Source organism: Niallia sp., from assembly GCF_031978665.1.
Taxonomy (GTDB): Bacteria; Bacillota; Bacilli; order Bacillales; family Cytobacillaceae; genus Niallia.
In genome coordinates this window covers 1-20,433 of record NZ_DALZDK010000020.1, presented here as the reverse complement: position 1 = coordinate 20,433, position 20,433 = coordinate 1, and the positions used below count along the sequence as shown (strand labels likewise).

The 20,433-nt window shown below is 35.7% G+C and carries 18 protein-coding genes, 2 tRNA genes and 1 other annotated feature; of the genes, 19 read left to right on the top strand and 1 reads right to left on the bottom strand.

Going from position 1 to position 20,433, the window contains the following annotated elements; translation table 11 throughout:
• Positions 1-148: 148 nt before the first annotated feature.
• The 7 genes from RTL21_RS12330 (at position 149) to RTL21_RS12300 (ending at position 4,737) form a co-directional block, all read left to right on the top strand.
• The gene (locus RTL21_RS12330; protein ID WP_312096187.1) at positions 149-607 is read left to right on the top strand and encodes a MarR family winged helix-turn-helix transcriptional regulator; all 459 of its coding nucleotides are present in this window, start codon (positions 149-151) and stop codon (positions 605-607) included.
• Between the two features lie 10 nt (positions 608-617).
• Positions 618-1,415 (top strand): glutamate racemase, encoded by a 798-nt coding sequence (racE, locus tag RTL21_RS12325; protein WP_312096186.1) that lies wholly within the window; start codon positions 618-620, stop codon positions 1,413-1,415.
• Between the two features lie 178 nt (positions 1,416-1,593).
• On the top strand, positions 1,594-2,661 hold the full coding sequence (locus tag RTL21_RS12320; protein ID WP_312096185.1) for a GerMN domain-containing protein: 1,068 nt from the start codon (positions 1,594-1,596) through the stop codon (positions 2,659-2,661).
• Between the two features lie 504 nt (positions 2,662-3,165).
• Positions 3,166-3,771, top strand: coding sequence for an XTP/dITP diphosphatase (locus tag RTL21_RS12315; protein ID WP_312096184.1), 606 nt, complete (start codon positions 3,166-3,168; stop codon positions 3,769-3,771).
• A 1-nt stretch (position 3,772) separates the two neighbouring features.
• Positions 3,773-4,282 carry a metallophosphoesterase family protein gene (locus RTL21_RS12310; protein ID WP_312096183.1) on the top strand — a complete coding sequence of 170 codons (510 nt, stop codon included), beginning with the start codon at positions 3,773-3,775 and terminating at the stop codon, positions 4,280-4,282.
• Positions 4,283-4,413: 131 nt separating this feature from the next.
• Positions 4,414-4,487 (top strand) — tRNA-Arg (locus RTL21_RS12305).
• Between the two features lie 176 nt (positions 4,488-4,663).
• A tRNA-Arg gene (locus tag RTL21_RS12300) sits at positions 4,664-4,737 on the top strand.
• A gap of 42 nt (positions 4,738-4,779) precedes the next feature.
• Here RTL21_RS12300 and RTL21_RS12295 read toward each other — a convergent pair.
• A complete protein-coding gene (locus tag RTL21_RS12295) occupies positions 4,780-5,178 on the bottom strand; it encodes a general stress protein (protein ID WP_312096182.1) in 399 nt (132 codons plus the stop codon).
• A 509-nt stretch (positions 5,179-5,687) separates the two neighbouring features.
• On the opposite strand from RTL21_RS12295, the gene RTL21_RS12290 reads away from it, so the two are divergent.
• The 12 genes from RTL21_RS12290 to RTL21_RS12235 form a co-directional block, all read left to right on the top strand.
• Positions 5,688-5,879, top strand: a complete 192-nt coding sequence (locus RTL21_RS12290; protein ID WP_312096181.1) for a YolD-like family protein — start codon at positions 5,688-5,690, stop codon at positions 5,877-5,879.
• 444 nt (positions 5,880-6,323) lie between these two features.
• Positions 6,324-6,577: a binding site (T-box leader), on the top strand.
• 116 nt (positions 6,578-6,693) lie between these two features.
• On the top strand, positions 6,694-8,409 hold the full coding sequence (gene ilvB, locus RTL21_RS12285; protein ID WP_312096180.1) for an acetolactate synthase large subunit: 1,716 nt from the start codon (positions 6,694-6,696) through the stop codon (positions 8,407-8,409).
• Positions 8,406-8,924, top strand: coding sequence for an acetolactate synthase small subunit (gene ilvN / locus RTL21_RS12280; RefSeq protein WP_312096179.1), 519 nt, complete (start codon positions 8,406-8,408; stop codon positions 8,922-8,924). Before ilvB ends, ilvN begins: the two co-directional genes overlap by 4 nt.
• Positions 8,925-8,974: 50 nt before the next feature.
• The gene (gene ilvC / locus RTL21_RS12275) at positions 8,975-9,997 is read left to right on the top strand and encodes a ketol-acid reductoisomerase (RefSeq protein ID WP_312096178.1); all 1,023 of its coding nucleotides are present in this window, start codon (positions 8,975-8,977) and stop codon (positions 9,995-9,997) included.
• A complete protein-coding gene (locus RTL21_RS12270) occupies positions 9,984-11,519 on the top strand; it encodes a 2-isopropylmalate synthase (RefSeq protein WP_312096177.1) in 1,536 nt (511 codons plus the stop codon). The genes ilvC and RTL21_RS12270 overlap by 14 nt, the downstream gene beginning before the upstream one ends.
• 43 nt (positions 11,520-11,562) lie before the next feature.
• Complete coding sequence (gene leuB / locus RTL21_RS12265; RefSeq protein ID WP_312096176.1) at positions 11,563-12,666, top strand: 3-isopropylmalate dehydrogenase; 1,104 nt, start codon at positions 11,563-11,565, stop codon at positions 12,664-12,666.
• A 148-nt stretch (positions 12,667-12,814) separates the two neighbouring features.
• Positions 12,815-14,227, top strand: coding sequence for a 3-isopropylmalate dehydratase large subunit (gene leuC / locus RTL21_RS12260; RefSeq protein ID WP_312096175.1), 1,413 nt, complete (start codon positions 12,815-12,817; stop codon positions 14,225-14,227).
• A gap of 13 nt (positions 14,228-14,240) precedes the next feature.
• The gene (leuD, locus tag RTL21_RS12255; RefSeq protein ID WP_312096174.1) at positions 14,241-14,828 is read left to right on the top strand and encodes a 3-isopropylmalate dehydratase small subunit; all 588 of its coding nucleotides are present in this window, start codon (positions 14,241-14,243) and stop codon (positions 14,826-14,828) included.
• 321 nt (positions 14,829-15,149) lie between these two features.
• Entirely contained in the window at positions 15,150-16,169 is a 1,020-nt protein-coding gene (locus RTL21_RS12250; protein ID WP_312096173.1) for a tetratricopeptide repeat protein, read from the top strand.
• 216 nt (positions 16,170-16,385) lie between these two features.
• Positions 16,386-17,672 (top strand): trigger factor, encoded by a 1,287-nt coding sequence (tig, locus tag RTL21_RS12245; RefSeq protein ID WP_312096172.1) that lies wholly within the window; start codon positions 16,386-16,388, stop codon positions 17,670-17,672.
• A 366-nt stretch (positions 17,673-18,038) separates the two neighbouring features.
• Positions 18,039-19,304: an ATP-dependent protease ATP-binding subunit ClpX gene (gene clpX, locus RTL21_RS12240; protein WP_312096171.1), complete on the top strand. Its 1,266-nt coding sequence runs from the start codon at positions 18,039-18,041 to the stop codon at positions 19,302-19,304.
• A gap of 480 nt (positions 19,305-19,784) precedes the next feature.
• Positions 19,785-20,433 (top strand): ATP-binding protein (locus tag RTL21_RS12235; RefSeq protein ID WP_312096170.1); only part of this gene is annotated, 649 nt, incomplete at its 3' end.

The window sequence follows — 20,433 nt, the reverse complement described above, 5'->3', positions numbered from 1 at the left end:
TGTGTCTCCTCATTACAGCTCCGTTAACTTTTCCCCATATACATTTACGAGGAAAGAATTGTAGACTATAATTAAAGTAGGGATTCGTAGAATTTTGTCGGAAAATAATTATATTATATTTGTATATTTTTATATAGGAGTTGTAATCATGATGACTGAAGAAAAAGATGTGAAGGAATACTTAGATAATATAGCTACGATAGAAAAGGATATGCGATACATATCTGGTATCATTAAACAAAAGGGGAGAGAGATATTAAGTAATTATACAATGACTCCTCCTCAATTTGTTGCTCTGCAATGGCTATTTGAAGAGGGCGATATGACGATAGGGGAATTGTCGAATAAAATGTTCCTTGCCTTTAGTACAACAACAGACTTAGTTGATCGGATGGAAAAAAATCAGTTAGTACAAAGAGTGAAGGATCCGAATGATCGACGTGTGGTTCGTATTCATTTGCTAGAAGAGGGGAAACGACTAATTGACGAAGTAATCAAAAAGCGTCAAGGCTATCTTCAAGAGGTTCTAAATGATTATACAACGGAAGATATTGAAGAATTAAAGAAAAATTTCATGCGTTTACATCAAGTAATGCGAGACAAATGAGGCGGTTTTTTTGGAAAGAGCAATAGGGGTTATAGATTCTGGAGTTGGTGGATTAACGGTAGCGAAGGAAATTATGCGCCAGCTTCCTTTTGAGAACATCGTATACTTAGGGGATACGGCAAGATGTCCTTATGGGCCAAGAACAGGAGAAGAAGTAAAAAAATTCACTTGGGAAATGACCCGGTTCCTGTTGAAAAAAAATATTAAAATGCTGGTAATTGCCTGTAACACTGCTACTGCTGTAGCATTAGAGGAAATTCGAGCACAGCTATCTATTCCAGTGATTGGAGTAATCGTTCCAGGTGCAAGAACAGCATTAAAGGTAACAAAAAATAATTATATAGGCATGATTGGAACAATTGGTACTGTTCGAAGTCGGGCGTATGAAAAAGCACTAAAGAAAATTAATAATCGAGTAAGAACAGTTAGTTTGCCATGCCCAAAATTTGTTCCTTTAGTGGAGAGCGGCGAATATGATGGACCAGTAGCAAGAAAAATCGTCAAGGAAACACTTTGGCCATTAAAGAATAAAGAGATAGATACGCTTATACTTGGCTGTACCCATTATCCTTTGTTGGAAAAAGTAATACGAGAAGAGATGGGGAAAAAGGTAAAGGTTATTAGTTCTGGGGAAGAAACGGCACGAGAAGTCAGTACCATTCTAAATCATAATGACGAACTTGCTTCAGAGGAGAATCAAGTAGAACATTATTTTTATACAACTGGGTCGAAAGATATTTTTGCTAGAATTGCTTCGAATTGGCTAAATCAAGAAATACATTCAGTTGAAACAGTGAAATTGTCATAATTAATCAAGACTGTCTTATAGGTTCATCTAACATTATTGTTTAGTAAATGCGAAACTAGACATTTTCATGGATGAAACCTAAAGGCAGTCTTTTTTTAAAAAAAATCTCCTAAAGACGGTCTAAAAAAAATATAGGCTCGTATATATATTAGTACAAACTGTCTTAGGAGTGATAAAGATGTTTAAGCATAATAAAATGACCATAGTTTCAGCGGTTCTAATATCATCTGTGTTTTTTTCTGGTTGTAGCTTACTGGGAGATAAAGAAAGTGTGGATCCACCTCAATCTACATCCTATGAAGAGGATGCAGTGAAAGAAAATGCGGACCAAGAAACAACAGGTGAGGTTGCTACAGAGGATGCAATGCCTATTGAATTATATTTAATGGATAAGTCCGGGTATGTTGTGCCTCAAACCTTAAATTTACCAAAAACAAATTCGATTGCAAAAGAAAGCTTGGAATATTTGGTTAAGGGTGGAAAAGTAACAGAGATGCTGCCAAATGATTTTCAGGCAGTTATTCCCCAAGATACAAAAATTAGTATCAATGTAGATGACGATAAAGTGGCAACGGTTGATTTTTCAAATGAGTTTAAAGAGTATGAGGCCAAGGATGAAGAGAAAATCTTACAATCTATTACATGGACATTGACACAGTTTGATTCCATTGATGCTGTAAAATTATCTCTAAATGGTCATGAACTAACAGAAATGCCAGTAAATAAAACACCGATTCAAGGTGCTTTAACAAGAGCAGATGGTATTAACATTAATACGGATGATGTTACAGATATTACGAATACAAGACCTTTAACTGTTTATTATATTGGTGGAGATCTAGATTCATACTATTATGTACCAGTTACAAAGCGTGTTAGTAATGGAGAAGAAAATAATGTGGCAGCAGCTGTAGGGGAACTTATAGAAGGTCCTGGAATGGGAGCAGCAACGTCATTAACAAGTTTATTACCTAATGATGTGGAGCTGTTAGATGAACCGGTTGTAGAAGATGGTAAGGTTACGTTAAACTTCAATGAAAATATTTATTCAAGTGGTCTTGATGGCGAAGAAAAAGTACTTGCTGATGAGGTATTGAATTCCTTAGTACTGTCATTGACAGAACAAGAAGGAATTGAAAGTGTTGCCGTTACCGTTAATGGAGAGGCTGATTTAGTAAATGCAGAAGGCGAAAGCTTGACTAAACCAGTTACTCGTCCAGAAAAGGTGAATACTGGTAGTTTCTAAGGAATCTATAAATCAAAAGAAGTTTGGGATTTTCCCAAGCTTCTTTTGATTAGGCTGTTTTCTAAAAGATTGTTGCTTTCTCAATAGAAAAAATTAATTAATGAGGAAATCTGAGCAGCCTGAATACACGTAGACGCCACGGGGATTAGCGAGACAGCCTGAGACCCTGCAGGCCAAAGGCAGACCGCGGCTTTAGCGCGAGCCCCACGGAAAGCGGAGTGTATTTTAGGCTGCGGGTCATAGCAACAAACTTTACGAAAACAGCCTTTGATTATGTATAGGTTTGTTGCATACAAAGTCCTTGAGAGATCTCGCTGTTCTGCAAATTGTATTTATCTCTTTCTATTGAAATAAAGCTTCATATAACTGTCTTTTGATTTAAAGGAGAAAGGGTATATACTGTATGTGGACGTATTATTTTTAGAGTAGTAAACTTGAAGATAGAATATAAATAATATGCTACAAAGTAGAAAATGACATTTTTAGCTATTTAAGGAGATCTATATGAAAGAGATTATTATTGCAACAAGAAATACTGGCAAGGTGAAAGAATTTGTACAGATGTTTGCGCCGCTTGGCTATGAAGTAAAAACACTTTTAGATTTTCAAGATGTGCCGGATGTAGAGGAAACGGGAAGTACCTTTGAAGAAAACGCTCTTCTTAAAGCAGAAACGATTTCCAAACTGCTAAATCGTGTAGTTATCTCGGATGATTCTGGTCTTGTGGTTGATGCATTGAACGGGAGACCAGGCGTATACTCTGCTCGGTATGCGGGAGAACAAAAAAACGATCAGGATAATATGGATAAAGTTTTAAGTGAATTAGAGGGAGTTGCAGCAGAGGAGAGAACAGCACGTTTTTGTTGTACATTAGCAGTTGCTATTCCAAATGAAGCCTCTCTAACGTTTACTGGAACCTGTGAAGGAATCATTTTAGAGGAAAGAAGAGGAGATTACGGATTTGGTTATGATCCAATCTTTTTTGTAGTGGAAGAGCAGAAGGCGATGGCAGAATTACCGCCAGAGACGAAAAATAAAATTAGTCATCGTGCAAATGCATTGAAAAAACTCAAAGAACAGTTACCTGCTGTTTTTAAGGAAGGGAACTAGGATGAAGGTTTTGATTGTTAGTGACAGTCATGGAATGGTATCCGAATTAGGAGTGTTAAAAAAGAGACATGAATCAGAAGTAGATTTATTTCTTCACTGTGGTGATTCGGAGCTAGCTGCTAGTGAAGAAGTCATGGATGGATACATTACGGTTCAAGGTAACTGTGATTATGAGGACAGATACCCAACTGAAACTATTCAAGAAATCGCGGGAAAGAAGATTTTTTTAACACATGGTCATCTATTTGGCGTGAAGTCTACTATTAATAATCTATTGTATAAAGCAAAGGAAGTCGAAGCGGATATCGCCTGTTTTGGCCATTCTCATTTTTTGGGAATGGAAGTAGTGGATGGTGTGCTTTTTATTAACCCTGGTAGTTTACGTCTGCCAAGAGGAAGAACAGAACAAACATATGTGATTTTAACGATTGATAGAGATCGATTAGTGACAGAGGTTTTTGATTTTTATAAAGGCTTGCTTCCAGAGTTAAAAAGTGAATTTTCTCTATAAAAGATTTTTTCCTAATGGGGAAGAAATAAATTCCTCATTAGGAAAAAATCTTTAAGAAACTATTGACTTTGTGTTTCTATAATCATATAATAATTATTGTCCTCATTAGGACTAAAGGAAATACATACCATGTCCCAGTAGCTCAGCTGGATAGAGCAACGGCCTTCTAAGCCGTCGGTCGGGAGTTCGAATCTCTCCTGGGACGTATTTTTAGTTACCTAAATATTTTAAGTATATTTAGTAGATTATTTTCAACATCTGACCATCTAGATTTTTAGAAATTATTTAATCATTTATGAGATTTTTAAATAATTCCTATGTTTTTTTATTAGAATATGTTATAATAATTGAGTTGATTGTTGAAATAATTAAATACACCATGTCCCAGTAGCTCAGCCGGATAGAGCATACGCCTTCTAAGCGTACGGTCGGGAGTTCGAATCTCTCCTGGGACGTCAAAAAAAAGCTTAAACCATTTGTGGTTTAAGCTTTTTTTCTTATTCTACTTTTTTTCGTTCTACCGTTGTATTCATCGTTTGGGATGGCATGACATCTACCTCATTATTATCGAAGTCTAATTTATTCATCTGCTCTTCTTCGAGTTCTTCGTCATTATCTAAGAGAACAATGTATTTTCCTGCTTGTAATTCTTTCTCATATGGATCTAAATCAGTATCAGAGAAGAAAGTCTTTAAGCGATCTAAAAAAGATGTTGGTTCTACTTGATCAATACCAGTAGCTGTATCTACTTCTGTTTCTTGTTCGATTAATGCTGTTTGTTCACTTCTTGTAATAACGGAAATATGATTTGGAGAATATCCCTTTGAGATTAACTCCTCAATAGCATTTACTGTTACTTCAGGAGAATCATATATACCTACAACACTTTTTGTCATATACCTTTTCCTCCTTTAAACAATTGGTTCTTGCATATTGTTTATATTCCCACTATTTAAAGGGAATAAACAGTGGAATTTTTTTATAGAGAGTCTCTTTTAAGCTGAGTTTTGTTTATATTCTTTACTAATTAGGTATGAATATCAACATCTTATATTAAAATAGCGAAAAGAAAGGAGGCTCTATTATCTGTATCATATACCATACAAAAACGATTAACTGGTTATCTTTTTTTACAAGGAATGTAAGATTTCGAAAAAGCTAATTTTACTTGAAACGTCCCTAATAATGCTACTGATAATTTCCACATAATTTATCCTGCGAAGGTATAATTAGGAAACATTTAGAGAATAATGTAAGTAGGAAAAATAATGTTCAGAAAGTCACTTATAATACTTGAAAACGCTTACTATTTTTGTGTATAATAGATTTAAGTAAAAAATAGACAAGAATTAAAATAATGTGAATAGATGAACATTCAAATAATACGTAGAAGGAGATATGCACCATGATTCTCAAGGAATTAGGAAGAAGTAGGCTCATTGTTATTAATTATTATAAAAATGGTTTTTTAGAAACATGTAAGGGGCAAGTTCAGAAGCTCAATCTCATCGATCAAACGATTGATTTAAAAGATGAAAAAGAAAACACGTATCAAATTCGATTATCGTGGATTCAAGATATTTGTGCAGTATCTTAATTAAATTTCCCTTTGAAATGCAATCGCTTTCTTTTTTTGTGGCGGTTGCATTTTGTCTATAAGGAGAAAAAAAGGTATGAAAATAAAAAACAATGTAAGATTTTATGACACATTAGTTTCACATGAAGAATTATTTTATTATAATGTACCTCATAAGTAGATTATATTTTATATGTATCGGTCGTTTTAAGTAAAAAAAGAATTTTTAAAATTTTTTTTTGCTTATTAAAAAGTACATGCATTCTTTATATAACAATAATGTAAACGTTTCCTATAATAGAGTGTTTTGTTTAAATAATCAAATAATTCTTAAAAATACTGTTGACTCTTATTTAAATTCAGCGTAAGATAACCTCAACAAATGAAAAACACAAAATGTTACTAGCTATAAAGCTTAACAAATAGACATCATGAATAACCGATTTTGTTTAACATAGTAAATATAGTAATACGATGATGAGGATAAGTAGTTTTTTATTAGGATTCTAAAGAGAGCCGGTGGTTGGTGCGAACCGGTGAACCAATAGGGAATGAACTCACCTCAGAGTGTTAGCTTGAAAGGTAAGCCTATTAGAGCTAACCGAGTGTTTCCACTCGTTACCAAAAGAGAACGAACCGTTCAAGAAAGTGCATACACTTATTATTAGTGTATGAATGAGGGTGGTACCGTGGAAAGGAAATGCCTTTTCACCCCTTTGTTTACTAAAACCATTAGTAACCATTGGAGGTGAGAAGGCTTTTTTTCATGGGTAAACCCTCTTGGTGAATCCAGTTAAATAAGTAAAAAGGAAAGTAATTTAGGGAGGTTATACAAATGTTACAGGAAACTGCCTTTGATAATACGAAGGCCCAAGTGAAACCGTTAACTGGTGCTGATCTCTTATTACAGGCTTTGGAAAAGGAAAATGTTGAATTTATTTTCGGATATCCAGGTGGTGCGGTGTTACCAATTTATGATAAGATTTATGATTCGAAAATATTTCACGTCCTGCCAAGACACGAACAAGGTGGTATTCATGCAGCAGAAGGATATGCAAGAATCTCTGGCAAACCAGGAGTAGTCATTGCGACTTCAGGACCAGGTGCAACAAATATTGTAACAGGGCTTGCTGATGCTATGATGGATTCTCTTCCATTAGTCGTATTTACAGGTCAAGTAGCAACTAGTGTGATTGGAACAGATGCTTTTCAAGAAGCGGATATTTTAGGAATTACCACTCCAATAACAAAATATAACTGTCAGGTTAGAAACCTTGAGGATATTCCTAGGCTTATTAAAGAAGCGTTTTATATTGCAACAAGTGGAAGACCTGGTCCGGTATTAATTGATTTTCCAAAAGATATTGCTGCAACCATTTCAAATGTTCCAGATGAGAAGGAAGTGGATCTTCCTGGTTACCAACCGACTACTCTACCGAATTATTTGCAGATTCGAAAACTAACAGAAGCAGTAAGTGCTGCAAAAAAACCAATAATACTAGCAGGTGCAGGGGTCAATTTTGCTAAAGCAAGTGCAGAATTACTCGAATATGCAGAACAACAGCAAATTCCAGTCGTACATACACTTCTTGGATTAGGTGGCTTTCCAGCTGATAATAAGTTATTTGTCGGTATGGGAGGGATGCACGGTTGTTATGCAGCAAATATGGCATTGTATGAATCAGATTTATTAATTAATGTCGGGGCGAGATTTGATGATCGCTTAACAGGAAACCTAGCCCATTTTGCACCGAATGCTATAAAAGCTCATATTGATATCGACCCAGCAGAAATCGGAAAGATTATTCCTACAAAAATTCCGATTGTTGCAGATGCTAAAGAAGCACTAAGTATGTTAATAAAGCAGAGGGGCTTACAATCAGAGCATAATGATTGGTTAAAAAAGATTGAAAATTGGAAAAATGAATATCCGTACTATTATACAGATTCTAATCTTCTTAAACCACAGCAAGTAATGGAAATGCTTTATGAAAAAACAAAGGGCGAAGCAATTGTAACGACTGATGTTGGGCAGCACCAAATGTGGGCGGCACAATACTACCGATTTAAAGAGTCTAATCGCTGGGTAACTTCTGGAGGATTAGGAACGATGGGTTTTGGGTTACCATCAAGTATTGGTGCTCAATTAGCGGATCCAAAAGCAACAGTTCTTGCCATTAGTGGCGATGGCGGCTTCCAGATGTGTAGCCAGGAGCTTGCATTAATTAGAGAATTAAATTTACCGATTAAAATTATTATTTTTAATAATCAAGCGCTAGGAATGGTAAGACAGTGGCAAGAATTTTTCTATGAGTCTCGTTTTTCGCATAGCAAGGAATCTTTCCAGCCTTCCTTTGTTGCATTAGCAGAAGCATATGGAATAAAAGGCTACCAAATATCTTCTACTGAAGAAGCTGCTAACATTCTGGACGAAGTATTAGCGGTAAGAGAACCTGTATTATTGGATTTCCGAATTGATCCAAATGAGAATGTATATCCGATGATAGCACCAGGTAAAGGATTACACGAAATGGTAGGGATGAAGCCATGAAGAAAATAATTAGCTTAACAGTCTTGAACAAATCAGGGGTATTAAACCGCATCACTAATCTTTTTTCGAAAAGAAACTACAATATTGAAAGCATATCAGTAGGGCATACAGAGCATGAAGGGGTTTCACGAATTACATGTGTTGTTCATGTAGAGAGTGATGGCATCATTGAACAAATCACCAAACAGCTGAATAAGCAAATTGATATTTTAAAAGTGGTGGACATCACAGATCAGGCAATTGTTGCAAGAGAGCTTGCCTTAATTAAAGTACTTGCTACACCGCAGACTAGACACGAACTTTACTCAGTTATTGAACCATTTAGAGCTTCTGTAATCGATGTAAGTAAAGAAAGCATCGTCATCCAAATTACAGGGGAATCAGAGAAAATTGAAGCTTTTATTGAATTGCTTAGACCGTATGGGATTAAAGAACTGGCTAGAACAGGTACAACTGCATTCCCTCGTGGATCTCAAAAAGCAGCAAGTCATAAAAGTAACTATTCAATCGTTTAATTTTACTATTAAAATAAAATCTAATTTGACAAACGAAAGGGAGAAGAATAATGGCTAAAATGTATTATAATGGAGACGCAAATTTAGGATATTTTGAAGGAAAAACAGTTGCAGTAATTGGTTATGGATCTCAAGGGCACGCACATGCTTTAAATATGAAAGATAGTGGTGTCCAAGTCATTATTGGATTAAGAAAAGGGAATTCATGGAATAAAGCAGTGGAAGATGGGTTTGATGTATATCCAGTTGGCGAAGCAACAGCAAAAGCGGATATTGTAATGATCTTACTTCCAGATGAGTTACAAACAAAAGTATATAATGAAGAAATTAAACCAAATTTAACAAACCAAGCATTAATGTTTGCTCATGGATTTAACATTCATTTTAATCAAATTGTTCCTCCAAGTGAGAGTGATGTTCTATTAGTTGCACCAAAAGGTCCTGGTCATCTTGTGAGAAGAACATTTGAACAAGAAGCAGGTGTTCCAGCATTATTTGCTATCTACCAAGATGTTACTGGTGAAGCAAGAGAGCTTGCACTTGCATATGCAAAAGCGATTGGAGCATTACGTGCAGGAGCTTTAGAAACGACATTTAAAGAAGAAACAGAAACAGATCTATTCGGCGAACAAGCGGTTTTATGTGGAGGTTTAACAGCTCTAGTAAAAGCAGGCTTTGAAACGTTGGTAGAGGCAGGCTATCAGCCAGAATTAGCTTACTTTGAGTGTTTACATGAGTTGAAATTGATTGTTGACCTAATGTATGAAGATGGAATGGCTGGAATGAGATATTCTATTTCAGATACAGCACAATGGGGTGACTTTGTAACAGGTCCTAGAATTGTGACTGATGATGTGAAGAAAGAAATGAAGGCAGTACTTACAGATATCCAAGAAGGAAAGTTTGCTAAAGGTTGGATTTTAGAAAATCAAGCGAATAGACCAGTATTTAACGCAATTAATGATAGAGAAAGTGAACATCTAATTGAAAAGGTTGGAAAAGAATTGCGTGCAATGATGCCGTTTGTTAAAAGCTCAAGAAAGAAAGAAGTGGTGGGTAGTGGCAAACATTAAGATATTTGATACAACCTTAAGAGATGGGGAGCAATCTCCTGGTGTAAATTTAAATTTGGCTGAGAAGATGGTCATTGCTGAACAATTGGAGAAGTTAAATGTAGATATTATAGAGGCAGGCTTTCCTGCTGCCTCTAAAGGCGATTTTTTATCTGTACAGCAAATAGCGAAAAAGATAAAAAATAGCTCTGTAACTGGTCTTGCGAGAGCAGTAACTTCTGATATAGATACAGCATGGGAAGCTTTAAAGGATGGGGCAGAGCCTAGAATCCATGTTTTTCTAGCAACAAGTCCTATTCATCGAGAATATAAATTAAAATTAACAAAAGAACAAGTGGTTGAAAGAGCAGTCGCAGCAGTTAAATATGCTGCTAAAAGATTTCCCATTATACAATGGAGTGCAGAGGATGCTTGTCGAACAGAGCTTCCGTTTCTAGCAGAAATAATGGAAGAAGTTATTCAGGCTGGAGCACGAATTATCAATATACCTGATACAGTAGGTTACATAACACCTAATGAGTATGGAGAAGTTTTTCAATATTTAAAAAATAATGTGCCGTCAATCGATAAGGTTTCCTTATCCACCCATTGTCATGATGATTTAGGAATGGCGACAGCAAACTCACTAGCTGCAATTGAAAATGGTGCCACACAAGTGGAGTGTACCATTAATGGGATAGGAGAAAGAGCAGGAAATGCTTCGATGGAAGAAATAGCGGTAGCACTTCATATTCGAAATGATCATTACAATGAAAGAACAAGAATTAATTTAAAAGAAATCAGTAGAACGAGCAGCCTTGTTAGTGAATTAACTGGCATGGTGGTTCCTGGCAATAAAGCGATTGTTGGCCGCAATGCATTTGCACATGAATCGGGTATTCATCAGGACGGTGTACTAAAGGAAAAAACAACCTATGAAATTATTTCGCCAGAACTTGTTGGCTACGTAAACAATAATAACATGGTTTTAGGAAAGCATTCAGGCAGTCATGCCTTTAAAACGAAGCTTAAAGAGCTTGGTCTTAATGTGAAAGAAGAGGATGTTAAAGAGCTCTTTATAGCATTTAAAGATTTAGCAGATCATAAAAAAGAAATTTCCGATGAAGACATTATTGCTATTGTTCTTGAAAAGAAGCTGGCTAAAGAAGAAAAATATTATGAATTAGTAGATGTAAAGGTTCAGCATAAAAATGACAATGAAGCAGAGGCGACCGTGAAGCTTTCTGGACCGAAAAATGAATTAATCATTCAAAATGGCACTGGATCAGGAAGTGTGGAAGCGCTATATAATACACTTGAAATGTCTATTTCTGGCCAAGTGACGTTAGATGATTATCGAATTCAATCATTAGGTGCTGGAAGAGACGCACTCGCTCAAGTGTTTGTCAGAGTGCGATTTGACCAAAAAGAAAGTACGGGAAGAGGCTTGGATCAAGATGTATTAATAGCATCTGCAAAAGCTTATATAAATGCTATTAATCGGGTGATTCTAGCAAAAGAGCAATTTCTTGAAAAAGTGTAGGCTGTTTTAAAGCAAAAGCCTTGATATAGGGGAGCGAGTGGAAATGAACAAAAGAATCGCCGTATTGCCAGGTGATGGAATTGGACCTGAAATAGTAACAGGGGCAATCAAAATATTGCAAACAATAGAGAATTTATATAACCATCGGTTCGAATTAACGTTTGCTGACATCGGAGGATGTGCGACAGATAAAGCAGGTACCCCATTACCAGATGAGACGATTGCGATTTGTAAAAATAGTGATGCCATTTTATTAGGTGCAGTTGGGGGGCCGAAATGGGATTCCCTTCCCGTTGAAAAGCGTCCAGAGCAAGGATTATTAAAAATAAGAAAAGCATTAAACCTGTTTGCAAACCTTAGGCCAACTACCTGTTATAAAAGCTTAGCAGCCTCTTCTCCACTGAAAGAAGATATTATTGAAGGGGTAGATTTAATAGTTGTCCGTGAATTAACTGGAGGTATATATTTTGGAAATCCAAGTGAACGCACGACAATAGATGGAAAACCAGGTGCTGTTGATACGCTGCTATATAAGAATGAAGAAATAGAGCGTGTAGTCGAAAAAGCATTTGAAATCGCAAGAACGAGATCGAAAAAGGTTACTTCTGTTGATAAAGCAAATGTGTTAGAGACTAGTAGGTTATGGAGAGAGATTGCGATTCAAGTAGCAGAAAAATATCCAGATGTTACTCTTGAGCATATGCTTGTTGATAATGCTGCGATGCAGCTTGTTAGAAATCCAAAGCAATTTGATGTCATCGTTACAGAAAATATGTTTGGCGATATATTAAGTGATGAAGCATCTGTCTTAACAGGATCGTTAGGAATGCTTGCTTCAAGCAGTTTATCAGCAGATGGGCCATATTTATATGAACCTATTCATGGATCAGCACCAGATATTTCTGGAGAAAATATTGCCAATCCATTAGCAACGATATTATCGGTAAGCATGATGCTCCGACTGTCTTTCCAATTAGAAAAAGAAGCAACGATTATAGAAGATGCAGTAAATAATGTACTGAATAAAGGATTAAGAACAAGAGACATTCTTTCACCAAATAGTAAAATCGTTTCGACAACTGAAATGGTGGATGCTGTTGACAAAGAAATCCGCCAATTAGTATCAGCGACACATGTTTTAAAATAAGAACAATAGCATGTCAGAGCGGCAGTGATGGGATAAAGGGACTAACAATAGAGAGAAATTAACAATTATGGGCTTGTCAAAAGAATATTTTGACAAGCCCATAATCTACAAAGACAAAGCTAAAAAATATGGATTGGAGGGCAAAGTAATGGGGAAATCCATTATCGATAAAATTTGGGAAAAGCATGTAGTACACAGAGAAGAGGGGAAACCAGATTTATTATATATTGACTTGCATCTAGTTCATGAAGTTACCTCTCCGCAAGCATTTTCCGGATTAAGAATGAAAAATCGAAAAGTGAGAAGACCAGATCGCACATTTGCCACAATGGATCATAATGTACCCACAATTAATCGCTTTAAAATTGATGATGAAATTGCGTTGAAACAGATGACAACCTTGGAAAAAAATTGCGTGGAATTTAATATTCCATTAGCAGGGCTAGAAAGTCCAGAACAAGGGATTGTCCATGTAATCGGGCCAGAACTAGGATTAACACAGCCTGGAAAAACAATCGTTTGTGGGGATAGTCATACATCCACACATGGAGCTTTTGGAGCTCTTGCATTTGGAATAGGTACTAGTGAGGTGGAGCATGTACTTGCTACACAGACTTTATGGCAAACAAGACCAAAAACATTAAAGATTGAGGTCAATGGAAAGCTAGCGTATGGTGTAAATGCAAAAGATGTTATTTTATATATCCTTTCTAAATACGGAGTTAACTTTGGAACTGGCCATGTTATTGAATATACAGGGGATGTTATTCGCAATCTTTCGATGGAAGAAAGATTAACCATTTGTAATATGTCAATTGAAGGTGGAGCGAGAGCAGGGTTAATTTGTCCAGATGAAACAACGTTCTCCTACTTAAAAGGAAGAAAATATGCACCGGAAAACTGGGATGTAGCAGTGCAAGAATGGCATAATTTAGTTTCAGATGAAGATGCAAATTACGATAAAGTCATTACTATTGATGGAAATGATATTGCACCAATGGTGAGCTGGGGGACGAATCCATCTATGACGGCTAAGGTAGATGAAAAGATTCCGACAGCAGAAATTTATCAAGAAGAAACAGATCGTCGTGCTCTACATAGTGCTCTTCAGTATATGGGGCTAAAAGAAGGAATGGCGATTACAGATATCGCGATACAGCATGTGTTTATAGGGTCTTGCACAAATTCTAGAATAGAAGATTTAAGACAAGCAGCGAATGTAATTGAAGGACAGAAGGTTTATCCAGGAGTTAGAGCACTAGTTGTTCCAGGTTCTCAAAAAGTCAAAAAACAGGCAGAGGCAGAAGGATTAGATAAACTATTTGTAGACGCCGGCTTTGAATGGAGAGACGCTGGCTGCAGTATGTGTTTGAGTATGAATAATGATGTGGTTCCGAGTGGGGAGCATTGTGCTTCAACTTCAAATCGTAATTTTGAAGGACGGCAAGGAGCAGGTGCCAGAACTCACCTTGTTAGCCCTGCGATGGCAGCAGCAGCAGCGCTAAATGGACGATTTGTTGATATACGAAAAATGAATGCAGAATTACAAGCGACAACGTAAAGGGGGAACGGTTGTGAGTGGGTTTAAGAAGCTTTATGAAAAAGCAGTAGCAATGGATCGAGTAAATGTAGATACAGATCAAATTATTCCTAAGCAATTTTTAAAGAGAATTGAAAAGACAGGATTTGGCAGATTTGCTTTTTTTGACTGGCGCTTTTTGAAAAATGGCGAACCGAATCCTGAATTTGAACTGAACTTTCCTGAAAATCAAGGAGCATCTATATTAATAGCTAATAAAAACTTTGGGTGTGGGTCATCGAGAGAGCATGCGCCCTGGGCTCTTCAGGATTTTGGATTTTCTGTTGTAATTGCTCCATCCTTTGCAGATATTTTTTATCAAAACTGTTTGAAAAATGGAATGCTTCCTATTCAATTACAGACAGACGAAGTGGAGTATCTTTTAAAGGCAGCACAAAACCAGCCGTATTTTCTTCATATTAATTTAGAAGAAGAGAAGGTAGAAGATGATCAAGGGTTTGTTGCAACCTTTACGATTCATCCTTATTGGAAAAAGATGCTGACTAATGGCTGGGATGAAATCGAGATTACCCTTCAATACAGTGATAAAATAGCAGACTATGAAAAGGTAGTTACAAAATAATAGCTGTTAGCTTTCTAAAAGCATTAGACTATAGATAAACTCCTTGAAATTCGAGGTTTTTGTTTATGGTCTTTTTTATTGACTTTTAATGGGAGGATTGACTTCCGTCCCAAATCAAACAATCTTTTACCAAGTTAATCTAGAATTCTAAATGGATTTTTTGTCTTTTACGACTATTTTAATTATAAATATTACTTTCAACACAGAACCAAATTTTAAATCATACTGCAGTATCAAGAACCAATAATAAAAAATCCAGGTTGCATCCAAATAGAAAAAAAGCTACACTAGCAACAAAAAGAATGTATAGGCGGTAAAAAGATGAAGAAACGGGAGCAGGAAAAAAAGGATAATATTATTTTTTTTCCCGATTTAGATAAACGTTTACTACAAAAAGGATTAGATGCAATCCAAGAAAAGCGATTTAAGGAGGCTATTTCTTATTTAGAAGAAGCAAAAGATAGAAATCCTTTTCATAGTGACATTAACATTGGGTTAATACTTTCTTATTTCGAACTAGGTTTATTGGATCAGGCAAAATATTTAGCGAAAGAAATGCTCAAGGAGGGCCAAGGGGACTATATTTATGTGTTAGATTTATATATCATGATTCTCGTGCAGCTACATGAATATGAAGAAATTGTCACAACGATTGAAGTATTGCTAGAAGATCATCAAATTCCAGCAAATAAAATCGAGCACTTTTCTAAAATGCTCACATTTAGTAGGCGAATGTCAGACTCTTCCCCGCTTAAGGAAAAGGATGATTTAAGAGAAGAACCCGAGGATATTGAAGGGAATTTAATGGAGATAGATGATCCACAGGAACAAATGCTCCTCATCGCAAACATGTCTAGTCGAAATATCCGTGCTTTTATAGAAGAAGTAAAACAGTTTCTTCGAGAAGAGGAAAAAAATCCATTTTTAAAAACGATGTTAATTAATATTTTACGAGAGCAAGAATATGAGCAAGAAGTAGAAATTCATAAATTTAATCGCACCATTGCCGTAAACCCAACTGCTCTAAAGGATATTAAAGAGCAGGAACAATACAAAAAAATAATTACTCTACTTATTGATTATGTAGAGAGCAATGACCCGGTTTTATTTGAAAATATTAAAATGCTAATGGATCGACAATTTTTTTTGATTTATCCATTGAAACTTGAAGATTATAGTGAGAAATCATGGGCAGCAGCCTATCATGCTGTAGTAAATGGGTATTTCGGACAAGAAGATACACAAGAAATTCTTGCATTATATGAAGTAAATGAGCATGATTTTGAACAAGCAAAAGCGTTCATTTATCAACTAGAACAAATTTCTTATCCTAATATTTAGGCTAGGATGTTGAAACAACTAGAACCTATGATATAATGTAATGGTTGCATTTAGAAAATGCGAAGATGTATATTTCTTACTAGATAAATTTCTGCAATTATTTGGTAGTTTTTTGTTTCACTTAAAAAAGCTATCGAACAATAGTAAAGAGGTTTATCTATACATTAAGTAGAAGTAATGAAAAAGTAGAATAGATTGTTGGAGGGAAATTATAGTATGACAGCTAAATGGGAAGTTTTAGAAGGGAACCGCGGCGTTCTTACAATTGAATTAGATGCAGAAAAATTAAACGAAGGTTTAGATCTAGCATTTAAAAAAGTAGTAAAGCAAGTAAATATTCCAGGATTCCGTAAAGGTAGAATTCCGCGTGGAATGTTTGAACAACGTTTCGGTGTTGAATCTTTATACCAAGATGCAATTGATATTCTTTTACCAGAAGCTTATGCAAATGCAATTGAAGAAACTGGAATTGAGCCAGTTGATCGTCCTGAAATCGATGTAGAACAAATCGAAAAAGGAAAAGCATTAATTTTCAAAGCAACTGTAACAGTGAAGCCTGAAGTAACATTAGGTGATTACAAAGGTTTAGAAGTACCTGCTGTTGAAACAACTGTAACAGATGAAGAAGTAGAAGCTGAAATTAAAGCATTGCAAGAAAAACAAGCTGAGTTAGTAGTAAAAGAAGAAGGTACTGCTGAATTAGGCGATACAGTTGTAATCGACTTCGAAGGATTCCAAGATGGAGTTGCTTTTGAAGGCGGAACTGCTGAAAACTTCTCATTAGAACTTGGTTCTGGTCAATTTATTCCTGGATTTGAAGAGAAATTAGTAGGGGTTGCTACTGGTGCATCAACAGAAGTAGAAGTTACATTCCCTGAAGAATACCATGCTGAAGATTTAGCTGGAAAGCCTGCTACATTTAAAGTAACAGTTCATGAAATCAAAGGAAAAGAACTTCCTGAATTAGATGATGAGTTTGCGAAAGATGTAGACGAAGAAGCTGAAACATTAGCTGATTTAAAAGAAAAAATTAAAACTCGTTTAGAAAACGATAAAAAACATCAAGCAGAACATACGGTTCGTGATACAGTTGTAGAAAAAGCTTCTGAAAATGCAACAATTGATATCCCGTCTGCAATGATCGATACAGAAATTGATCGCATGATGAACGAATTCGAGCAACGCTTACAAATGCAAGGTATGAACCTTGAGTTATACTTCCAATTCTCAGGACAAGATGAGGCTGCATTAAAAGATCAAATGAAAGAAGATGCTGCAAAACGTGTTCGTTCTAACTTGACTCTTGAAGCAATCGTTGCTGCAGAAAACATCGAAGTAACAGAAGAAGAAGTAAATGCTGAACTTGAAAATATGTCTCAAATGTACAATATGCCAGTAGATGCTATTAAACAAGCACTTGGTGGCGTAGAAAACTTACAAATGGACATAAAAATGAGAAAAGCAATCGATTTCCTTGTAGAAAACAGCAAAACTGTTGCATAATAGAAGTAAGTAAAAAAACTAAGGCGCGACTATTTCGTGCCTTAGTTTTATATTAGTGTTAAATATCATATAATATGGGTAACTATAATATAAGTTACTCTAACCGTACAGGAATATACAGTCAAATAAAGAGATAATATTTCCAGATTTAAAGAAGCAAAATCTGGTTATGCTTAAGAAAGTACATACGTTTTACCGTTATTGGATGATAGAGGACTGACTACCCGAGTTGTATTATTTCCTGTACATTACCATCATGTGATACAATTCAATACATAACTGTTGAAAAAAGTAAAATTTGTTTCTAAACAAATCATAATCCGTAACGGTAAACATATACAAAAAGAAGTTTTAAGGGGTGAAGGTATGTTTAAGTTTAATGACGAAAAAGGACAGTTAAAGTGTTCATTCTGCGGAAAGACACAGGATCAAGTTCGTAAATTAGTTGCTGGTCCAGGTGTATACATTTGTGATGAATGTATAGAACTATGTACAGAAATCGTAGAAGAAGAATTAGGTACAGAAGAAGAAGTAGAATTTAAAGATGTACCGAAGCCAACAGAAATTCGCGATATCCTTAATGAATATGTAATTGGTCAGGATCAGGCCAAAAAAGCTCTTTCTGTTGCAGTCTATAATCATTACAAGCGCATTAATTCAAACAGTAAAATTGATGATGTGGAATTATCAAAAAGTAATATTGCGTTAATAGGACCAACTGGTAGTGGGAAAACACTTCTTGCACAAACATTGGCAAGAATATTGAACGTACCGTTTGCTATAGCGGATGCAACTAGTCTAACAGAAGCTGGATATGTAGGGGAAGATGTAGAAAATATCCTCTTAAAATTAATCCAATCTGCAGATTATGATGTAGAGAAAGCAGAAAAAGGTATTATTTATATAGACGAAATTGATAAAGTAGCCCGTAAATCAGAAAATCCTTCTATTACTAGAGATGTTTCTGGTGAAGGGGTTCAACAAGCACTATTAAAAATTCTAGAGGGTACTGTGGCAAGTGTTCCGCCTCAAGGTGGTAGAAAGCATCCTCATCAAGAATTCATTCAAATCGACACAACGAATATTTTATTTATTTGTGGTGGTGCATTTGATGGTATTGAACCGATTATTAAAAGACGTTTAGGCCAAAAAGTAATTGGATTTGGTTCAGATGGAAAACAAGCCGAAATCGAGGATAAAGATTTATTATCTAAAGTATTACCAGAAGATTTATTGCGCTTCGGATTAATTCCAGAATTTATTGGTCGTCTTCCTGTTATTGCTAGTCTTGGTCAGTTAGACGAAGATGCATTGATGGAGATTTTAACAAAGCCTAAAAATGCATTAGTAAAACAATATAAGAAAATGATGGAATTAGATAATGTCGAATTAGAATTCGAGCCAGATGCACTGAATGAAATTGCGAAAAAAGCAATTGAAAGAAAAACAGGTGCTCGTGGATTACGTTCTATTATTGAAGGGATTATGTTAGATGTTATGTTTGACTTACCTTCAAGAGATGATATTGTAAAATGTATTATTACAAAAGAAACAGTGGCAGATAACGCGTCACCGAAACTTGTTCTAGAAGATGGAACAGTTGTTGAGAAAGAAACAAAGACTTCTGCATAACAACAGTTATAAGAGAGAATCATTTGGTGTTATTCGCCAATGATTCTCTTTTTTTGTCATTTATGAAAATCCTAAACAACAGTGAAAATGAAATCCCTTCATAATCCCTATCTATTTCTATGCCCTCCTCTTATTTTTTCCATGAAAACTTGTTTATTCCAACAAAAGGAAGGAGATACTATTTTTTAAAGACGGAGAACTATAATGATGCGGTCTTTAATTGGTGTCTACTTGCTTATTTGCAAACGAGCAAATCAACACTCTATGTATTAGTTATTAGGATATTAACCATATATTTGGTGAAGATGCCTAGAAGATATCTTTTCTTATCTCTTATGTAAGAGATAAAAGGAGTATACATGTGAACTAATGGCAGGAACCTAAAAAGTATGCAAAACGTTTTGACCCTAGCTTTTTTTGATGGGGGTTTAACACATATTTGAGGTTCTAAAAACAACATGATTACAGGAGGTACTATTTATGAGTTGGGCGGAGATTGCTTTATTTGTACAATTATTCTTTGGGATTATTATCGGACTTTATTTCTGGAACTTATTAAAGAGCCAGAGAACGCAAAAGGTTTCGATTGATCGTGAATCTAAAAAAGAAATGGATCAACTAAGAAAAATGCGTGCCATTTCATTAACAGAACCACTTTCTGAAAAAGTTCGTCCAACAAGCTTTGCAGATATTGTGGGGCAAGAGGATGGGATTAAATCATTAAGAGCAGCGCTTTGTGGTCCAAATCCACAGCATGTAATTATTTATGGACCTCCAGGGGTTGGTAAAACAGCGGCAGCAAGACTTGTATTAGAGGAAGCAAAGAAGAATCAAAAGTCACCTTTTAAGCCAAACTCAGTGTTTGTGGAATTAGATGCGACGACAGCTAGATTTGATGAGAGAGGTATTGCGGACCCGTTAATCGGATCTGTACATGATCCGATATATCAAGGAGCTGGGGCAATGGGACAAGCTGGTATCCCTCAACCAAAGCAAGGCGCAGTTACAAATGCACATGGCGGAGTTCTGTTTATTGATGAGATTGGGGAATTACATCCTACCCAAATGAATAAGCTTTTAAAAGTATTAGAAGATAGAAAAGTATTTCTAGAAAGTGCGTATTATAACG